A 16995-nucleotide genomic window follows, 5' to 3' on the forward strand; every position below is an offset into this window, starting at 1 on the left:
ACCCGCCGTCAGACCTGGTAGCGGTCCGCCCGGAACAGGTGGACATGCTCCGCCACCCACGCCGAGGTCCGCTCCAGCCCCTCCTTGAGGGAGACCTGCGGCTCCCACGAAGCCCACTGCCGCGCCCGGGAGTTGTCCGACAGCAGCCGCTCCACCTCACTGCCCGAGGGCCGCAGCCGCTCGGCGTCCACCACCACCTCGGCGTCCCGCCCGGACGCCTCGATCAGCGCCTCGGCCAGCGCCCCGATGGCGATCTCCCGGCCGCTGCCGAGGTTGACGACCTGCCCCAGCGCCCGGTCGCAGTCGGCCAGCGCCAGGAACCCGGCCGCGGTGTCGGTGACGAACGTGAAGTCCCGGGTCGGGGTCAGCGAACCCAGCTTGATCTGCCGCGCGCCGGCGTGCAGTTGGGCCAGGATCGTCGGGATCACCGCGCGGGCGGACTGCCGGGGCCCGTAGGTGTTGAACGGCCGCACCACCGTCACCGGCAGCTCGAAGGCGTGCCAGTGCGACAGCGCCATCATGTCCGCACCGATCTTCGAGGCGGAGTACGGCGACTGCGGCTGGAGCGGGTGCTCCTCGCTGATCGGCGCGGTGAGCGCGGTCCCGTACACCTCGCTGGTGGAGGTGTGCACCATCCGCCGCACCCCGTGCCGGCGGCACGCCTCCGCGACGTTCTCGGTGCCCACCACGTTCGTCTGCACGTACGCGCCCGGCGAGTCGTAGCTGTACGGGATGCCGATCAGCGCGGCCAGGTGGAAGACGGTGTCGCAGCCGGCGACCGCGTCCATGACCCGGCCGGCGTCCCGCACGTCGCCGGCGACCATCTCGACCGGGCCGCCCGGCACCAGGTACCGCGCCAGATTGCCCTTCTCCGCGTACGGCTTGTAGTGCACGAAGGCGCGCACCTCGGCGCCCGCGTCCACCAGCAGGTCGACCAGCGTCGACCCGATGAACCCCTCGGCCCCGGTGACCAGGACCTTCCGTCCGGCCCACGACCGGGACACGGTGCTGCGCGTGCTCATGCTGACTCCTTCAGGGTGGTGGTGAGGTGGTGGGGGTGGCCGGCCAGCGCCAGGGTCCGGGCGGCCAGCAGGTCGGCGGCGTGCGCGTGCGTGCCGGGGTCGGCCGCCGCGCCCATCGCGGCCAGCCGGTCGGGGTCCGCCAGCAGCGGGGTGAGCTGCGCGTCCAGCCGCTCGTCGGTGACCTCCGCGTCGGGCAGCAGCAGTGCCGCGCCGGCGTCGGAGAGCACCCGGGCGTTGTGCGTCTGGTGGTCGCCGGGCGCGTGCGGGTACGGGACGAGGACGGCCGGCATCCCGATCGTGGCGAGTTCGGCGACGGTCGCCGAACCGGCCCGGCACAGCACCAGGTCGGCCGCCGCGTACGCCAGGTCCATCCGGTCCAGGTACGGCACCGCCTCGGCGACCGCGGCCCCGCCGTTGGCCTCCAGGGCGGCCCGGGTGGCGTCCAGCGCCGCCGGCCCGGTCTTGATCAGCAGCCGCATCCGGGACCGCCCCAGATAGCGGCCGGCGAGCCCGACGGCGGCCTCGGTGAGCCGGGCGGCGCCCAGGCTGCCGCCGTTGACCAGCAGCAGTCGGGCGTCCTCCGGGATGCCCAGGGCGCGCCGGGCCGCGCTCCGCAGCGCCGTCCGGTCCAGCCCGGCCAGCGGCCCGGACAGCGGCATCCCCACCGTCTCGGCCCGCTCGCCGCCCGCGAGGTGCGGCCGGCTGCGGTCGAAGGCCAGGGCGATGTGCGGGGTGAGCCGGGCGGCGAACTTGTTGGCCCGGCCGGGCACCGCGTTGGACTCGTGGATCAGGCTCGGCAGCCCGGCCATCCTGGCCCCGACGATCACCGGGGCACTGGGGTAACCGCCCATGCCGACGGCGACCTGGGCGCCCTGCTCCCGCAGGATCGCCCGGCATTGGGCGCCGGACTTCAACAAGGCGGCCGGCAGCAGATAGCGCCGGGCGCCCAGCGAGGGGTCGAAGGGAATCATGTCGACGGTGTGCAGCCGGTAGCCGGCCTGCGGGATCAGCCGCGTCTCCAGGCCGCGGTCGGTCCCCACGAAGGAGATCACCGCGTCCGGCACGGCCCGACGCAGCGCGTCGGCGAGGGCGAGTCCGGGATAGATGTGGCCGCCGGTGCCGCCCGCACCGATCACGACCGAGAGTGGTGTGCGCATGGCCGCCACGCTCGACCGCCGCTTTAAGAACGTTCTAAGACGCGGTTTGGCAGCCTTGGTCCATGACCGCACGCCCCGCACCCGCGCCCGCCCCCGGCACGCCCCCGCCGGCCGCCCCCAGGATCCTGGTCGTCGACGACGAACCGGAGGTCCGGGCCGCCGTGGCGGACGGACTCGCCGTGGAGGGCTACGCGGTCCGCGGCGCCGCCGACGGGCTGGCCGCGCTCTCCGAGGTCGCCGCCTGGCAGCCGGACGCCCTCGTCCTGGACGTGATGATGCCGGTCCTGGACGGTCTGGCGGTCTGCCGCCGGCTGCGCGCCCTGGACGACCGCACCCCGATCCTCGTCCTGACCGCCCTGGACGCGGTCAGCGACCGGGTCGACGGCCTGGACGCCGGCGCCGACGACTACCTCGTCAAGCCGTTCGCCCTGGACGAGTTGATCGCCCGGGTCCGCGCCCTGCTGCGCCGGGCCGAGGCGGGCCGGGCCGACACCTCCCACCTGGCCTTCGCCGACCTCGTCGTCGATCCCACCACCCGCACCGGCCACCGCGGCCAGCGCCCGCTGGAGTTCAGCCGCACCGAGTACGCCCTGCTGGAACTGCTGCTGACGCACCCCGGCCAGGTGCTGCCGCGGGAGACGATCCTGGAGCGCGTCTGGGGCCGCGACTTCGGCCCGGACTCCAACTCGCTGGCCGTCTACATCGGTTATCTGCGCCGCAAGTTGGAGGCCGGCGGCGAGCCCCGGCTCGTCCACACCGTGCACGGCGTCGGCTACCGCCTGGACCGCCCGGAGGGCACATGACCCCGCGCCTCCCCCACCCGACCGCGACGGCGACCGCGACGGCGACCGCGCCGAACGGGACCGCGGCATGACCGGCCGGCGCCGCCTGGGCGGCCGCTGGGTCCGCCGCCGCCCGTTGCGCGCCCGGCTGGCGCTGGCCGCGTCCGCCGCGGTGGCCCTGGTCGCGGTGGGCGTCTGCGCGGCCGCGTTCGTCGTCCTCCGGGTCCAGATGACCCGTCAGCTCGACCTCAACCTCGCCCAGACCGCCACCCAACTCGTCCAGCGCACCCGCAACTGGGGCCCGACCACCAGCGACACCTCCTGCCGCTACCAGGCCGTCCCCTGCGTCCAGATCGTCCCCGCCGACCCCGCCCGGGACGCCCGCGGCCGCCACGGCCTGCCGCTCTCCCCGGCCACCCGCGAGGTGGCCGCCGGCCGCCACGCGCCCTACTACACCAACCTCACGGTCGCCGGGCACCCGGTGCGGATGTACACCTCCCGGTTGCCGGGCCGGGACGAGGCGCTCCAAGTGGCGCTGCGCTCCGACACCGTCGAGCGCGGGGTGCGCCAGGCCGCCTGGGCACTGGCCGCGGTCGGCGGCGCCGGCGTCCTGTTCGCCGCCGGCCTCGGCTACTGGGTCTCGCGCACCGGCCTGGCCCCGGTCGCCCGGCTGACCGCCACCGCGGAACGGATCGCCACCACCCGCGACCCCCGGCACCGCATCGACCTCCCGCCCGGCTCGCCCGCCCACGAGGACGAACTCACCCGGCTCGCCGCCAGCTTCAACACCATGCTCGGCGAGCTGGAGCAGTCCGTCACCGCCCAGCGCCGTCTGGTCGCCGACGCCTCCCACGAACTGCGCACCCCGCTCACCGCGCTGCGCACCAACGCCGAACTCCTCGCCCGCGCCGACCGCTTGACGGACGAGCAGCGGGACCGCGCCTCCGCGGCACTGGGCCGCCAACTGCGCGAGGTCACCACCCTCGTCAACGACCTGATCGAGCTCGCCCGCGACGAGGAACCCCGCCCGCTGCTCGAACAGGTCCGCCCCGCCGCCCTGTTGGAGCACGCGGTCGCCGCGGCCCGCGGGCACTGGCCGGCCCTCGCCTTCACCACCCGCATCGCCCCCGGGACGGCCACCACCACCCTGCCCGGCGTCCCCGCCCGGCTCGCCCGCCTGCTGTCCAACCTCCTGGACAACGCCGCCAAGTTCTCCCCGCCCGGCGGCCCCGTCGAGACCGAACTGGCGGACATCGCGGGCGAGTTGCACCTCACCGTCCGCGACCACGGCCCCGGCATCACCGACGGCGACCTGCCGTACGTCTTCGACCGCTTCTACCGTGCCCAGGCCGCCCGGGCCCTGCCCGGCTCGGGCCTCGGCCTGGCAATGGCCCGCCAGATCGCCCGGGCCCACGGCGCCGAACTCACCGCGGAACAGGCCCCGGGCGGCGGCGCGCTCTTCCGCCTCCGCATGCCCGTCCCCCCGCAGTCCCCCGAGCGGGAGGACGGGTGACGACCGCGCCCCCTCGACCCCTCACATCACACGGCTGCGCCGGCCTCCGCTCCCCGACTGCTCACCAACCACACCCCTCGCACCCCGGACTGCGCCCCGGCCACAGACGGACGCGCCCTGCCCCCTGGCTGACGCACCTGGCCCTGACCACAGCCCGGCCGATCCCAGACTTCCCTTAAGTCCGGCGACTACAGTCCTCAAGCCCGGCGACTACAGTGCGACCACACCCCGACTACAATCCGTAACGGAACGGGGAACTCCCCACCGTCCCGCGTTCGTTGCCGGATAAGAGGAGGCAGCGGCGGCGAGTAAGGCCCGAAGCCCTCGCCCACCGCCTCCCGGTCAGAAGCCGGCCGGTTCGGTGTAGACCCCCCATTCCTCGCGCAGCACGTCGCAGATCTCCCCGAGGGTCGCCTCCTCACGGACCGCGGCCAGCATCGGCTCGATCATGTTCCGCCCGCCGCGGGCCGCGGCCAGCAGGTCCGCGAGCGCGGCCCGCACCCGGGCGTCGTCGCGGGCCGCCTTGCGCTCCGCCAGGAGTCGCACCTGCTCCCGCTCGACCTCGTGGCTGACCCGCAGGATCTCCAGGTCCCCGGTGACCGAGCCCTCGTGGCAGTTGACCCCGACGACCCTCTTCTCGCCCTTCTCCAGGGACTGTTGGTAGCGGAACGCGGACTCGGCGATCTCGCCGGTGAACCAGCCGTCCTCTATGCCCCGCAGGATGCCGGAGGTGATCGGGCCGACCGGGTGCTGCCCGTCCGGCACCGCCCGCGCCCCGCGCTCCTTGATCTGCGCGAAGATCTTCTCCGCGTCCGCCTCGATCCGGTCGGTCAGCGCCTCGATGAACCACGAACCGCCCAACGGATCCGCGACGTTGGCGACGCCGGTCTCCTCCATCAGCACCTGCTGGGTGCGCAGCGCGATCTCCGCGGCCTGCTCGCTGGGCAGCGCCAGGGTCTCGTCCAGGGCGTTGGTGTGCAGCGAGTTGGTGCCGCCGAGCACCGCCGCCAGCGCCTCCACGGCCGTGCGCACCACGTTGTTGTACGGCTGCTGGGCGGTCAGCGAGACGCCGGCGGTCTGGGTGTGGAACCGCAGCCACTGCGCCTTCTCGCTGCGCGCGCCGTAGACGTCGCGCATCCAGCGGGCCCAGATCCGGCGCGCGGCGCGGAACTTGGCGATCTCCTCGAAGAAGTCCACGTGCGCGTCGAAGAAGAAGGACAGGCCGGGGGCGAAGGTGTCGACGTCCAGCCCGCGGGAGAGGCCGAGCTCGACGTAGCCGAAGCCGTCGGCGAGGGTGTAGGCGAGCTCCTGGGCGGCCGTCGCGCCGGCCTCCCGGATGTGGTAGCCGGAGACCGACAGCGGCTTGTAGGCGGGGATGCCCTGCGCGCAGTGCTCCATCAGGTCGCCGATCAGGCGCAGGTGCGGCTCGGGCGGGAAGAGCCACTCCTTCTGCGCGATGTACTCCTTGAAGATGTCGGTCTGGAGCGTGCCGTTGAGCACCGCCGGGTCGACGCCCTGGCGCTCGGCGGCGACCAGGTACATGCAGAAGGCCGGCACCGCGGGCCCGCTGATCGTCATGGACGTGGTGACGTCGCCCAGCGGGATGTCCTTGAAGAGGACCTCCATGTCGGCGGCCGAGTCGATGGCGACGCCGCAGTGCCCGACCTCGCCGAGCGACCGCGGGTCGTCGGAGTCGCGCCCCATCAGCGTCGGCATGTCGAACGCCACCGAGAGGCCGCCGCCGCCGGCCTTGAGGATCATCTTGTAGCGCTCGTTGGTCTGCTCGGCGTTGCCGAAGCCGGCGAACTGGCGGATCGTCCACGTCCGGCCGCGGTAGCCGGTCGGGTACAGGCCGCGCGTGAAGGGATACTCCCCCGGCCATCCGATCCGCTCGAAGCCCGCCACGGAGTCGCCGGGGCGGGGCCCGTACGCCGGCTCGACGGGGTCGCCGGACAGGGTGGTGAAGTCCGCGTCGCGCTTCCGGGCGGAGTCGTACCGGGCCTGCCAGCGACGGCGGCCCTCTTCGATCGCGTCAGCGTCCATGCCCACGAATTTACTAGGACGTCCTACTATCTGTCGATGGGAAGCACCCCGGATTCGCCTCGGGGACCGCCCCCTAGGGGCCCCGCATCCCCCCACCGGGGGCTGCCCACAGCCCCCCGCACCGAAACCCGCCCCGCCCGGCGCCCGGCGCCGCCCCACCACCGACGAGCCACAAGCCACACACCGCCACCCCGACACCGACGAGCCGCGCACCGTCACGTCGTCCCACCACCGACGCACCGCGCACCGCCACCCCCACCACGCGCCCGCCCCGCGTACGGAAGGGAGGCGGCACGGCCACCACAGCGGACAACACAAACGCGCCCCTCCCGCATCGGGAGAGGCGCGCACGGGCCGTGCCGCGGCAGCCGGGGCCGCCGTGGCGCGGGCGCCACGGCCGACCGGCCCGCCGTCAGACCTTGGCCAGATCCGGCTTGGCGTCCGCGAGCAGCGGCTCGATCTCGCGGACCACCTTGCGCTCCACGAAGAACGCGGCGGTCGGGATCGTCCCGGAGACCAACACCCACAGCAGCTTGCCGAACGGCCAGCGCGCCTTGGAACCCAGGTCGAACGCGAAGACCAGGTAGATGATGTAGAGCACGCCGTGGACCTGGGCGACGACGAGGGTCAGGTCCTTGCCCATCCCGAAGCCGTACTTGAAAACCATGCAGGCGCAGAGCACGAGCAGCATCACGGCGGTGATGTAGGCCATCGCCCGGTAACGGGTCAGCACGCTGGATTTCATGGGTACGAGCGTAACCGCCCGGAAAATCCCCGCGGACACGGGGACCGCGCAAGGGCCGGGCTGCAGGTGGGGGCCCTTTTCGGCCCCTCTCCGCGGATTCGGGCGCCTGCCCGGTGGCCCGTCTGGAGGCTTCTGCGCGGCCCTCAGTCCCGGTCTTCGAAGTCCCCGGCCGCCACCCGCAGCGGCCGCAGCAGCGCGAAGACCTCGGCGCACTCCTCGGCGTCGTACGTCCCGAGCCCGAAGTCCATGGCCATCAGGTCCCGGGTGGCCGCGTCGCACACCTCGCGCCCCTTCTCCGTGATGGACGCCAGGGTGCCGCGGCCGTCGTTCGGGTTGGGGCGCTTGGCGACCAGCCCGGACTTCACCAGCCGGTCCACGGTGTTCGTCACCGACGTGGGGTGCACCATCAGGCGCTCGCCGATCTTCGACATCGGCAGTTCGCCCGCCTTGGAGAAGGTCAGCAGCACCAGCGCCTCGTAGCGCGCGAAGGTCAGCCCGTACGGCTTGACCACCGCGTCCACCTCGGACAGCAGGATCTGCTGGGCCCGCATGATCGAGGTGATCGCGGCCATGGAGGGCACGGATCCCCATCGCTGCGCCCAGAGTTCGTCTGCGCGCGCGATGGGATCAAAAGCAAGGCTGAGCGGCTTCGGCACGCCTCCGACCCTACCGGGCGGCCACATGCTGGTCAGCACTGTCTCAACTTCCGGTCCCAGTCTGTGGCCTGCACCGCTTCGGGCCGTCTCCGGGGCGGCACAGAGGGCCGCAGCCGCCCTGGGCCTCACGCGGTCACCGCCTCCCCCGTATTCCGAGCACCCGAGCGCCACACCTCGACGAGCACCGCCAGGACCGCGACCGCACCCAGCACTCCCCCGGCCGGCATCACCACCGGGAGCGGCGCGTAGGTGGCCGCCACCCCGGCCAGCGCCATCGCCGCACCCATGATCGTCATCCGGCCCGCCTGCATCACCGTCATCGCCTGTCCCAACAGCTCCTCGGGCACCGCGGCCACGAACCACCGGTCGACGCCGAAGTTGTACGAGATGCTGGTACCGGTCAGCACCAGCAGCACCAACGCCCAGCCCAGCGAAGGCCGGAGGGCGAACCCCAGGGACGGCACCACCGCGAACGCCCCCAACGGGAACGTCAGCCGCGTACGGGCCCGCGGCCCGAGGAACGTCCCCACCACGGTCTCGGCCACCACCGCCCCGATCGGCATCCCGCACATCAACAGCCCCTGCCCGGCCGGCCCCACCCCCAACAGGTCCCCGTACGGGACCAGCAGCGCCTCCGGGACGACCACGACGGCCGGCGGCACCCAGCCGAGCAGCAGCAGCGCCCGCACCCGCCGGTCGGCCAGCAGGTGCCGGGTCCCGGCCAGCGAGGCGCCCAGCAGCGCCCCGCCGGACCGCCCCCGGGCCGGGCGGGCGGCCGTCCCCAGCCGCACCAGCAGCGCCGAGGCGGTGAACGTCCCGGCGGTGACGCCGAGCACCGCCCCCGGCGAGACGGTCGCCAACAGCAGCCCCCCGGCGGCGAATCCGACGAGCTGCGCCCCCTGGTTGACGATCCGGACCAGCGAGCGTCCCAGGACGAACAGGTCGCCGTCGCCCAGGATTTCCCCGAGCGACCCGGCCCGGGTGCCGGCGAAGACCGGCGCCACCGCCGCGATCAGGCAGCGCAGCCCGAGCAGCACCACCACCGGCGTCCCGGGCAGCACCATGGCGGCGGCCGCGGCCGCGCACACCGCGTCGCAGCAGACCAGGACCCGACGGGCCGGGTGCCGGTCGGCGACGGCCGACAGCAGTGTGCCGCCGACGACGTACGGCAGCAGGCCGAGCGCGAAGGTCAGCGCGCTGAGCAACGGCGAGTCGGTCAGCCGGTAGACCAGGACGGACAGCGCGATCTCGCAGACCACCACGCCCAGGGAGGACAGCAGGTGGGCGGCGAAGACGTAGCGGAACTCGGGGACGGCGAAGACGGCGCGGTACCCCGTCCCCGGCGGCGCGGCGGCGGCCGGGGGACGGCAGGCGGGAGCGGGGCCCGGTCGTGCGGGCCCGGTGGGCGTCGGCATGGCGCCAGGCTGCCGGCGCCGCCCGGTGGGCCGTAGTGTTTCGGCTCGGGCCGAATGCTGCGGAGGGAGGGCCCGGCGGTGCCGCTGGAGCTGCATTTCGGGGCGGACGACCTGTTGCGGATCCGGTTCGCGATCTCGCCGCTGTGCGAGACGCACGAGGCGCTGCGGACCCTGCGCCGCACCGACCGGCACGGCTACCACCTGCCGTGGCTGCGACGGATGCGGGAGCGGATGGCGGGGCTGGACCTGTCCCCGCTGTGGCTGTTCATGCCGGCCCGACGGCCCGGCTACACCCCCGACTTCCTGGGCCGCCCACCGGACGTCCCGTTGGCCGACTTCGGCGCGGAGCTCGCGCGCCTACGGGCCACCGACCCGGCGCTGGCCCGCGCCGAGATGGCCAAGTCGCTGACCTGCGTCCCGGGGGCGGCCCACTCGCCAGAGGGGCGGGCGGCGTTGGCCGACCCCGAACGGGCCGTGCGGCGGCTGGCGGACCTCACCGAACGCGCCTGGGAGGCGCTGCTCGCGCCGGACTGGCCACGGCTGCGCGCCCTGTTGGAGGCGGAAATCGCCTACCGCTCGCGCCAGTTGGCCAGCGGCGGGCTGCGCCGGCTGTTCGCCGATCTGCACCCGCGGCTGTCCTGGTCGGACGACGGCACGCTGACCGTCCGCACCCGTACGGACTTCGCGCAGCTCCAGGACCTGGCGGGGCGGGGGGTGTTGCTGTTGCCCAGCGTCTTCGTCTGGCCGGACGTGATCAGCGGCTTCGACCCGCCGTGGCAGCCGACGGTGATCTACCCGGCGCGCGGGATCGGCGGGTTGTGGCAGCGGCCGGCGGGCGGTCCGGCGCTGGCCCGGCTGCTGGGCGCCAACCGGGCCGCGGTGCTGACGGCCCTGGACGCGCCGGCGACCACGTCGGCGCTGGCCCACCGGTTGGGGCTGGCCGCCTCGTCGGTCTCGGCGCACCTGTCCGTGCTGCGCGACGCCGGGCTGCTGACCTCGCGCCGGCACGGACACCAAGTGCTCTACGAGCGGACGCCGTTGGGCATCGCCCTGACGGCCGGCGGCTGACGGCCGCTCCCGTCAGGCGCCCCGCTCGCCGCCGGCCAGGTGGCGCTCGACGGTCTCCACCTTGGAGGTGAGGCCGTCGGTGACGCCCGGCCGGATGTCGGCCTTGAGGACCAGCGAGACCCGACCGGCGCGCGCCTCGACGGCGGCCACGGCGCGCTTGACGACGTCCATGACCTCGTCCCACTCGCCCTCGACGGAGGTGAACATGGCGTCGGTGCGGTTGGGCAGCCCGGACTCGCGGACGACCCGGACGGCGTCGGCGACGTACTCGCCGACGTCCTCGCCAACGCCCAACGGGCTGACGGAAAAGGCGACGATCATGCGTTCACGGCACCTTCCCGGCGCGCTCGGGCGGCGATCACCTTGGCCGCCTCCTCGCGCTTGAGCACCTTGTCCGCGTAGAGGCCGCCGAACGGCAGCACCGCGAGGAGGAAGAAGAAGGCCACGCGCTTGAAGGGCCACTTGGTGCGGTTCCAGGCGTCCAGCAGCAGCACCACGAAGATCGTGAACAGGATGCCGTGCAGCAGGCCGAGGGGCATGACCAGCTTGTCGTAGCCCAGGAAGATCCGGAAGCCCGTGCCGAATATCAGCAGCGCCGGGAAGGAGAGCGCCTCCGGGATGGATGCCAGGCGCAGTCGGTGCAGGGCAGCGGCGGTCTTGATGTCCACGGGAACCTCGTTCGGGCGGAGGGGAGGCGTCACAGGCTTGTGCAAGAGTTCACAAGCATCCGCCCCATTGTTACAGCCGTCCCGACGATCACCGCGCCGGGGGCCGTCGCGCGGCCACGTCGCTCCGCGGTGTCCGGGGCGGGCTCGGGGAAAGGTCAGGGGCGTCTCCGGGCCGAAGGCCCTGCCCAGCGCGGCCGTCGCCGACTACCGTCTGACGCGTGGCTCAGTTTCGGCTCCAGGGGAGCAAGGTCCTCGCCGTCGACCTCGCCGGCGACGCCGTCAAGGCGAAGAACGGCGCGATGGTCGCCTATGACGGCGACATGACCTTCAAGAAGATGACCGGCGGCGGCGAGGGGCTGCGCGGGATGGTCACCCGTCGGCTGACGGGCGAGCAGATGACGGTGATGCAGGTGAAGGGGAAGGGCACCTGCTACTTCGCCGACCGCGCCAGCGAGATCAACCTCGTCCGCCTCCAGGGCGAGAAGCTCTACGTGGAGGCCAGCAACCTGCTGTGCACCGAGGCGGCACTGCACACCGGCACGACGTTCACCGGGCTGCGCGGCGCCTCGCAGGGCAACGGCCTGTTCACCACCACCGTCGAGGGCCACGGGCAGGCCGCGCTCACCTCCGACGGCCCGGCCGTGGTGCTGCGGGTCACCCCGCAGTACCCGCTCCAGGTCGACCCGGGCGCCTACGTCGCGCACACCGGGAAGCTGAAGCAGCACTTCCAGTCCGGGGTGAATTTCCGCACGTTCATCGGCGAGGGTTCCGGCGAGGCGTTCCAGATCCGTTTCGAGGGCGAGGGACTGGTCTACGTGCAGCCCAGCGAGCGCAACACCGTGGGCGGTGAGGTCTGATGCCGTTCACGGCCCTCAACTCCCGCATGGTGGAGGCCCGGATCGTCCCCGGGCAGCGGATGTTCAGCCAGCGCGGCGCGATGCTCGCCTACCGCGGCGAGGTCGCCTTCACCCCGAACATCCAGGGTGGCCAGGGCGGTCTGGGCTCCATGATCGGCCGCCGGGTCGCCGGCGAGGCGACGCCCCTCATGACTGTGGAGGGCAGCGGCACAGTCATGTTTGGTCACGGCGGCCATCACGTCCACATCGTCGACCTGACCGGCGACACCCTCTACGTGGAGGCCGACCGGCTGCTGGCCTTCGACGGCTCGCTCGCCCAGGGCACGATGTTCCTCGGTTCGCAGGGCGGGGTGCTGGGCATGGTGCGCGGACAGGCCACCGGCCAGGGCCTGTTCACCACCACGCTCCAGGGGCACGGCTCGGCCGCGGTGATGGCCCACGGCGGCGTCGTCGAGCTGCCGATCACCCCACAGCGCCCGGTGCACGTCGACCCGCAGGCGTACGTCGCGCACCGCGGCGAGGTGCGCAACCGCCTCTCCACCGCCATCGGTTGGCGCGAGCTGATCGGCCGCGGCTCGGGCGAGGCGTTCCAACTGGAGCTGTCCGGCCAGGGCACCGTCTACGTCCAGGCGTCCGAGGAGAAACTGTGACCGGCCCCGTCATCCACGACGTCCACACCCTCCCCGTCCACGACAACGTCAACGACTACGCCTTCAGCGTCGCCCTGGACGGCCAGTGGTTCCTGCAGAAAGGGAAGATGATCGCCTACTACGGGCAGATCGACTTCCACGGCATCGGGTACGGCCGCCTCGACGGCCTCGTCGCCGGGAGTTTCCATTCGCCACTGCACGCCGCGGACTGGGTGGTCGCCGAGGGCCGGGGCAAGATGCTCCTGGCCGACCGGTCCTTCGACGTGAACTCCTTCGATCTCGATGAGGGCAACCTCACTATTCGCTCCGGCAACTTGCTCGCCTTTCAGCCATCTCTCGCCCTGAAGCAATCGATCATCCCCGGCTTCCTCACCCTGATCGGCACGGGGAAGTTCGTCGCCGCCTCCAACGGCCCGGTGGTCTTCGTCGAACCGCCGATCCGGGTCGACCCGCAGGCCCTGGTGGGCTGGGCCGACTGCCCGTCCCCCTGCCACCACTACGACCACCGGTACCTGCGCGGATTCCTCGGCGGGGTGCGCGCCCACACCGGCATCGGCGGCGCCTCCGGCGAGGAGCACCAATTCGAGTTCACCGGCGCCGGCACGGTCCTGCTCCAGTCCACGGAACAACTGCTTCCGGAGCGCGCGACCGGCGCGCTGTCGGCAGAGGACGGCGTCCCGGGAGGCGCCGCCCCCGCGCCGGAAAGTGGCTCACATGTGCCGCAGCCGTCCGGTGCCCTCGGGGGGCTCCAGCGCCGCTTCGGGCTGTGAGCGGTAGTCTGCGGACGGTGACCTCGAACGTCTGACCCACCACGGATCCCGGCCAGCCGAGTTCCGCAATGTCACACGCCATGACTAATTCATTATTCAACTTTCACGGGTAGAATTCATCCATGACGACCGACAGTGACACTCCCTGGCTGACCAACCAGGAGCAGCGTGCCTGGCGCACCCATCTGGACGTCAGCAGGCTGCTGATGCACCAACTGGAGCGCGATCTCCAGCCGTTCGGCCTGACGAACAACGACTACGAGATCCTGGTCAACCTCTCCGAGGCCGAGGACCACCGGCTGCGGATGAGCGACCTGGCCGCCAGCACGCTGCAGTCCAAGAGCCGCCTCTCGCACCAGATCACGCGCATGGAGAACGCCGGCCTGGTACGCCGCGAAAGCTGCGAGTCGGACCGCCGTGGCCTCTACGCCGTCCTCACCGAAGCCGGTTGGGAGACGATGCGCCGGGTCGCCCCGCACCACGTCGCCTCGGTCCGCCGCCACTTCATCGACCTCTTCACCCCCGAGACCCTGGAGTCCCTGCACGACTCCCTCACCCCGGTCGCCGACCACCTGCGCGAACACCGCGGCAACCCGTAGCCGGCCGCACCGCGCCGCACGTTGTAGCCACGGTGCGTCCACCACCCCGCCGGCCCCTGCCCGTTGACGCTTGCGCGCCGTGACGGCGGCGGGGGTCGTGGTGGCCGCCGGCTCCCCGCTTCGCCGCGCTACGTGCCGTTCGTGAGGCCCGTGACGAGTTCGTCCGCGGCGCGGTACGGGTCGGTGTCGCCGGCGACGATGCGTTCGGCGAGGGCGTCGAGGTGGCGGTCGCCGGAGAGGTCGCCGATGCGGGAGCGGAGAGTGGTGACGGCGATCGTCTCGACCTCGCGCGCGGCGCGGGCCAGCCGGCGTCGGGCCAGTACGCCGCGCTCCTCCATCCAGGCCCGGTGCTTCTCCAGCGCCGCGACGACCTCGTCGACGCCCTCGCCGCGGGCCGCGACCGTCTTGACGATCGGCGGCCGCCAGTCGCCGGGCGCCCGGGCCTCGCCCAGGCCCAGCATGTGGTTCAGCTCGCGGGCGGTGGCGTCCGCGCCGTCCCGGTCGGCCTTGTTGACGACGTAGACGTCGCCGATCTCCAGGATGCCGGCCTTGGCGGCCTGGATGCCGTCGCCCATCCCGGGGGCCAGCAGCACCACGCTGGTGTCGGCCTGCGAGGCGATCTCGACCTCGGACTGGCCGACGCCGACGGTCTCGACGAGGACCACGTCGCAGCCGGCGGCGTCCAGCACCCGGATCGCCTGCGGGGCGGCCCAGGCCAGCCCGCCGAGGTGGCCGCGGGTGGCCATGGAGCGGATGTAGACGCCGGGGTCGGAGGCGTGTTCCGACATCCGGACGCGGTCGCCGAGGAGCGCACCGCCGGAGAACGGCGAGGACGGGTCGACGGCCAGCACGCCGACCCGCTTGCCCGCCTTGCGGTACGCGGTCACCAGGGCGGAGGTGGTGGTGGACTTGCCGACGCCGGGCGAGCCGGTGAGGCCGACCACGTAGGCGTTGCCGGTCAGCGGCGCCAGCGCCGCCATCACCTCGCGCAGCTCCGGCGCCGCCCCCTCGACGAGGGAGATCAGCCGGGCCACCGCCCTCGGCCGGCCCTCCCGGGCCTGTTCCACTAGCTGCGGGACGTCCACCATCGCGCTCGGCTCCTTCGACCTCGACTCACTGGCTGGTACGCGCTGTTCCGGCGCCGGTCCCGTCCGGCGGTCACTTGCCCGGTACCCGCAGGATCAGCGCATCGCCCTGACCGCCACCGCCGCACAGCGCCGCCGCGCCGGTGCCGCCGCCGCGACGCCGCAGTTCCAGCGCGAGGTGCAGCACGATACGGGCGCCGGACATGCCGATCGGGTGGCCGAGCGCGATGGCACCACCGTTGACATTCACCTTTTCCGGGGAGACCCCGAGGTCCTTCATTGACTGCACGGCGACCGCCGCGAACGCCTCGTTGATCTCGATCAGGTCGAGGTCGTCGACGGTCAGGCCGTCCTTGGCGAGGGCGTGGTTGATGGCGTTGGAGGGCTGCGACTGCAGGGAGTTGTCGGGGCCGGCGACGTTGCCGTGCGCGCCGATCTCGGCGATCCACTCCAGGCCCAGTTCCTCGGCCTTGGCCTTGCTCATGACGACGACGGCGGCGGCACCGTCGGAGATCTGCGAGGAGGTGCCGGCGGTGATGGTGCCGTCCTTGGAGAAGGCCGGACGGAGCTTGCCGAGGCCCTCCGCGGTGGTCTCGGGGCGGATGCCCTCGTCCTTGCTGAAGAGCACCGGGTCGCCCTTGCGCTGCGGGATCTCGACGGGGGTGATCTCCGCCTCGAAGAGGCCGTTCTTCTGGGCGGCGGCGGCCCGTTGGTGGGAGCGCGCGGCGATCTCGTCCTGTTCGGCGCGGCCGATGCCGAGGCGGGTGTTGTGCTTCTCGGTGGACTCGCCCATGGCGATGCCCTCGAAGGCGTCGGTGAGGCCGTCGTGCGCCATGGCGTCGAGCAGTTCCACCGCGCCGTACTTGTAGCCCTCGCGGGACTTGGGCAGCAGGTGCGGGGCGTTGGTCATGGACTCCTGGCCGCCGGCGACGACGACATCGAACTCGCCGGCGCGGATGAGCTGGTCGGCCAGGGCGATGGCGTCGAGGCCGGAGAGGCAGACCTTGTTGACGGTCAGCGCGGGGACGTTCATGGGGATGCCGGCCTTGACGGCGGCCTGGCGGGCCGGGATCTGGCCGGCGCCGGCCTGGAGCACCTGACCCATGATCACGTACTGCACCTGGTCGCCGCCGATCCCCGCGCGGTCCAGCGCCGCCTTGATGGCCGCTCCGCCCAGGTCGGCCCCGGAGAAGCTGCGCAGCGAGCCGAGCAGGCGGCCCATGGGGGTGCGCGCGCCGGCCACGATCACGGAGGTGGTGCCGTTCGTTGCAGACATACGATGCGGCCTTCCTGTGCAGGGAAGTTAACGAGGGTTCCCGTCAATGTACTGAGGGGTAGTCGCCGGGTCACCGGGAAGAGGGTGTGATCGCGCGCACGTTGCGTAACCAGCCGTGCGGGCGGTGCACTGGAGCCATGCTGACGCGAATCGACCACATCGGGATCGCCTGCTTCGACCTCGACCGGACCGTCGAGTTCTACCGTGCCACGTATGGCTTCGAGGTGTTCCACACCGAGGTCAACGAGGAACAGGGCGTGCGCGAGGCGATGTTGAAGATCAATGAGACCTCGGACGGCGGGGCCTCCTATCTCCAGTTGTTGGAGCCGATCCGGGAGGATTCGGCGGTGGGCAAGTGGCTGGCCAAGAACGGCGAGGGCGTGCATCACCTCGCGTTCGGTACGGCGGACGTGGACGGGGACGCGCAGGACATCCGCGACAAGGGCGTGCGGGTGCTCTACGACGAGCCGCGGCGGGGTTCGATGGGGTCCCGGATCACGTTCCTGCACCCCAAGGACTGCCACGGTGTGCTGACCGAACTCGTCACCGCAGCGCCCCCGGAGGCGACTGACCACTGACCTTCCGCTTCCCCGGCCGGTAGAGTGCAGCTTCGGCCGGGGTACGGGAGTGGGGCTTGCGTCCATACTCTGCCGATGATCTGACACCATTTCTTCGGAAGGGTCAGCTCC

18 protein-coding genes are annotated in these 16995 nt (G+C 72.6%); 8 read left to right on the forward strand and 10 right to left on the reverse strand.

Annotated elements, in window-relative coordinates:
- Positions 1-8: 8 nt before the first annotated feature.
- Together ACIQU6_RS02065 and ACIQU6_RS02070 are read right to left on the reverse strand one after the other, a co-directional pair.
- Positions 9-1022, reverse strand: a complete 1014-nt coding sequence (locus ACIQU6_RS02065; RefSeq protein WP_403479704.1) for a GDP-mannose 4,6-dehydratase — start codon at positions 1020-1022, stop codon at positions 9-11.
- Positions 1019-2179: a UDP-N-acetylglucosamine--N-acetylmuramyl-(pentapeptide) pyrophosphoryl-undecaprenol N-acetylglucosamine transferase gene (locus tag ACIQU6_RS02070; protein WP_403479705.1), complete on the reverse strand. Its 1161-nt coding sequence runs from the start codon at positions 2177-2179 to the stop codon at positions 1019-1021. The genes ACIQU6_RS02065 and ACIQU6_RS02070 overlap by 4 nt, the downstream gene beginning before the upstream one ends.
- A gap of 62 nt (positions 2180-2241) precedes the next feature.
- Between ACIQU6_RS02070 and ACIQU6_RS02075 the strand changes: the two genes are divergently transcribed.
- Positions 2242-2982, forward strand: a complete 741-nt coding sequence (locus ACIQU6_RS02075; RefSeq protein WP_403479706.1) for a response regulator transcription factor — start codon at positions 2242-2244, stop codon at positions 2980-2982.
- Between the two features lie 67 nt (positions 2983-3049).
- Positions 3050-4474 (forward strand): sensor histidine kinase, encoded by a 1425-nt coding sequence (locus ACIQU6_RS02080; protein WP_403479707.1) that lies wholly within the window; start codon positions 3050-3052, stop codon positions 4472-4474.
- A 342-nt stretch (positions 4475-4816) separates the two neighbouring features.
- Here the strand turns inward: ACIQU6_RS02080 and ACIQU6_RS02085 are convergent, their stop codons facing one another.
- From ACIQU6_RS02085 to ACIQU6_RS02100, 4 genes are all read right to left on the reverse strand, one after another.
- Positions 4817-6517 (reverse strand): methylmalonyl-CoA mutase, encoded by a 1701-nt coding sequence (locus tag ACIQU6_RS02085; protein ID WP_403479708.1) that lies wholly within the window; start codon positions 6515-6517, stop codon positions 4817-4819.
- A gap of 412 nt (positions 6518-6929) precedes the next feature.
- The gene (locus ACIQU6_RS02090) at positions 6930-7262 is read right to left on the reverse strand and encodes a DUF3817 domain-containing protein (protein ID WP_403479709.1); all 333 of its coding nucleotides are present in this window, start codon (positions 7260-7262) and stop codon (positions 6930-6932) included.
- A 143-nt stretch (positions 7263-7405) separates the two neighbouring features.
- Complete coding sequence (locus ACIQU6_RS02095; RefSeq protein ID WP_274913221.1) at positions 7406-7918, reverse strand: MarR family winged helix-turn-helix transcriptional regulator; 513 nt, start codon at positions 7916-7918, stop codon at positions 7406-7408.
- A 125-nt stretch (positions 7919-8043) separates the two neighbouring features.
- A complete protein-coding gene (locus ACIQU6_RS02100; protein WP_403479710.1) occupies positions 8044-9333 on the reverse strand; it encodes an MFS transporter in 1290 nt (429 codons plus the stop codon).
- Between the two features lie 78 nt (positions 9334-9411).
- On the opposite strand from ACIQU6_RS02100, the gene ACIQU6_RS02105 reads away from it, so the two are divergent.
- Positions 9412-10401 carry a DUF5937 family protein gene (locus ACIQU6_RS02105; RefSeq protein WP_403479711.1) on the forward strand — a complete coding sequence of 330 codons (990 nt, stop codon included), beginning with the start codon at positions 9412-9414 and terminating at the stop codon, positions 10399-10401.
- 12 nt (positions 10402-10413) lie between these two features.
- Here the strand turns inward: ACIQU6_RS02105 and ACIQU6_RS02110 are convergent, their stop codons facing one another.
- Positions 10414-10722: an MTH1187 family thiamine-binding protein gene (locus tag ACIQU6_RS02110; RefSeq protein ID WP_403479712.1), complete on the reverse strand. Its 309-nt coding sequence runs from the start codon at positions 10720-10722 to the stop codon at positions 10414-10416.
- Positions 10719-11069 (reverse strand): DUF3817 domain-containing protein, encoded by a 351-nt coding sequence (locus ACIQU6_RS02115; RefSeq protein WP_403479713.1) that lies wholly within the window; start codon positions 11067-11069, stop codon positions 10719-10721. The genes ACIQU6_RS02110 and ACIQU6_RS02115 overlap by 4 nt, the downstream gene beginning before the upstream one ends.
- Positions 11070-11287: 218 nt before the next feature.
- Here ACIQU6_RS02115 and ACIQU6_RS02120 point away from each other — a divergent pair, with 218 nt between their 5' ends.
- From ACIQU6_RS02120 to ACIQU6_RS02135, 4 genes are all read left to right on the forward strand, one after another.
- A complete protein-coding gene (locus tag ACIQU6_RS02120) occupies positions 11288-11926 on the forward strand; it encodes an AIM24 family protein (RefSeq protein WP_403479714.1) in 639 nt (212 codons plus the stop codon).
- Positions 11926-12576: an AIM24 family protein gene (locus ACIQU6_RS02125; protein WP_403479715.1), complete on the forward strand. Its 651-nt coding sequence runs from the start codon at positions 11926-11928 to the stop codon at positions 12574-12576. Before ACIQU6_RS02120 ends, ACIQU6_RS02125 begins: the two co-directional genes overlap by 1 nt.
- Complete coding sequence (locus tag ACIQU6_RS02130) at positions 12573-13346, forward strand: AIM24 family protein (protein WP_403479716.1); 774 nt, start codon at positions 12573-12575, stop codon at positions 13344-13346. Before ACIQU6_RS02125 ends, ACIQU6_RS02130 begins: the two co-directional genes overlap by 4 nt.
- A 122-nt stretch (positions 13347-13468) precedes the next feature.
- Positions 13469-13945, forward strand: a complete 477-nt coding sequence (locus ACIQU6_RS02135; RefSeq protein ID WP_403479717.1) for a MarR family winged helix-turn-helix transcriptional regulator — start codon at positions 13469-13471, stop codon at positions 13943-13945.
- A gap of 128 nt (positions 13946-14073) precedes the next feature.
- On the opposite strand, the gene meaB is transcribed toward ACIQU6_RS02135, so the two are convergent.
- Both meaB and ACIQU6_RS02145 read right to left on the reverse strand, forming a co-directional pair.
- Positions 14074-15033 carry a methylmalonyl Co-A mutase-associated GTPase MeaB gene (meaB, locus tag ACIQU6_RS02140; RefSeq protein ID WP_403479718.1) on the reverse strand — a complete coding sequence of 320 codons (960 nt, stop codon included), beginning with the start codon at positions 15031-15033 and terminating at the stop codon, positions 14074-14076.
- A 70-nt stretch (positions 15034-15103) separates the two neighbouring features.
- Positions 15104-16279 carry an acetyl-CoA C-acetyltransferase gene (locus ACIQU6_RS02145; RefSeq protein WP_403479930.1) on the reverse strand — a complete coding sequence of 392 codons (1176 nt, stop codon included), beginning with the start codon at positions 16277-16279 and terminating at the stop codon, positions 15104-15106.
- Positions 16280-16443: 164 nt separating this feature from the next.
- Here ACIQU6_RS02145 and mce point away from each other — a divergent pair, with 164 nt between their 5' ends.
- Positions 16444-16884: a methylmalonyl-CoA epimerase gene (gene mce, locus ACIQU6_RS02150; RefSeq protein ID WP_403479719.1), complete on the forward strand. Its 441-nt coding sequence runs from the start codon at positions 16444-16446 to the stop codon at positions 16882-16884.
- Positions 16885-16995 lie beyond the last annotated feature (111 nt).

Origin of the sequence: Streptomyces sp. NPDC090442, assembly GCF_044769405.1 — a bacterium.
GTDB lineage: Bacteria > Actinomycetota > Actinomycetes > Streptomycetales > Streptomycetaceae > Streptomyces.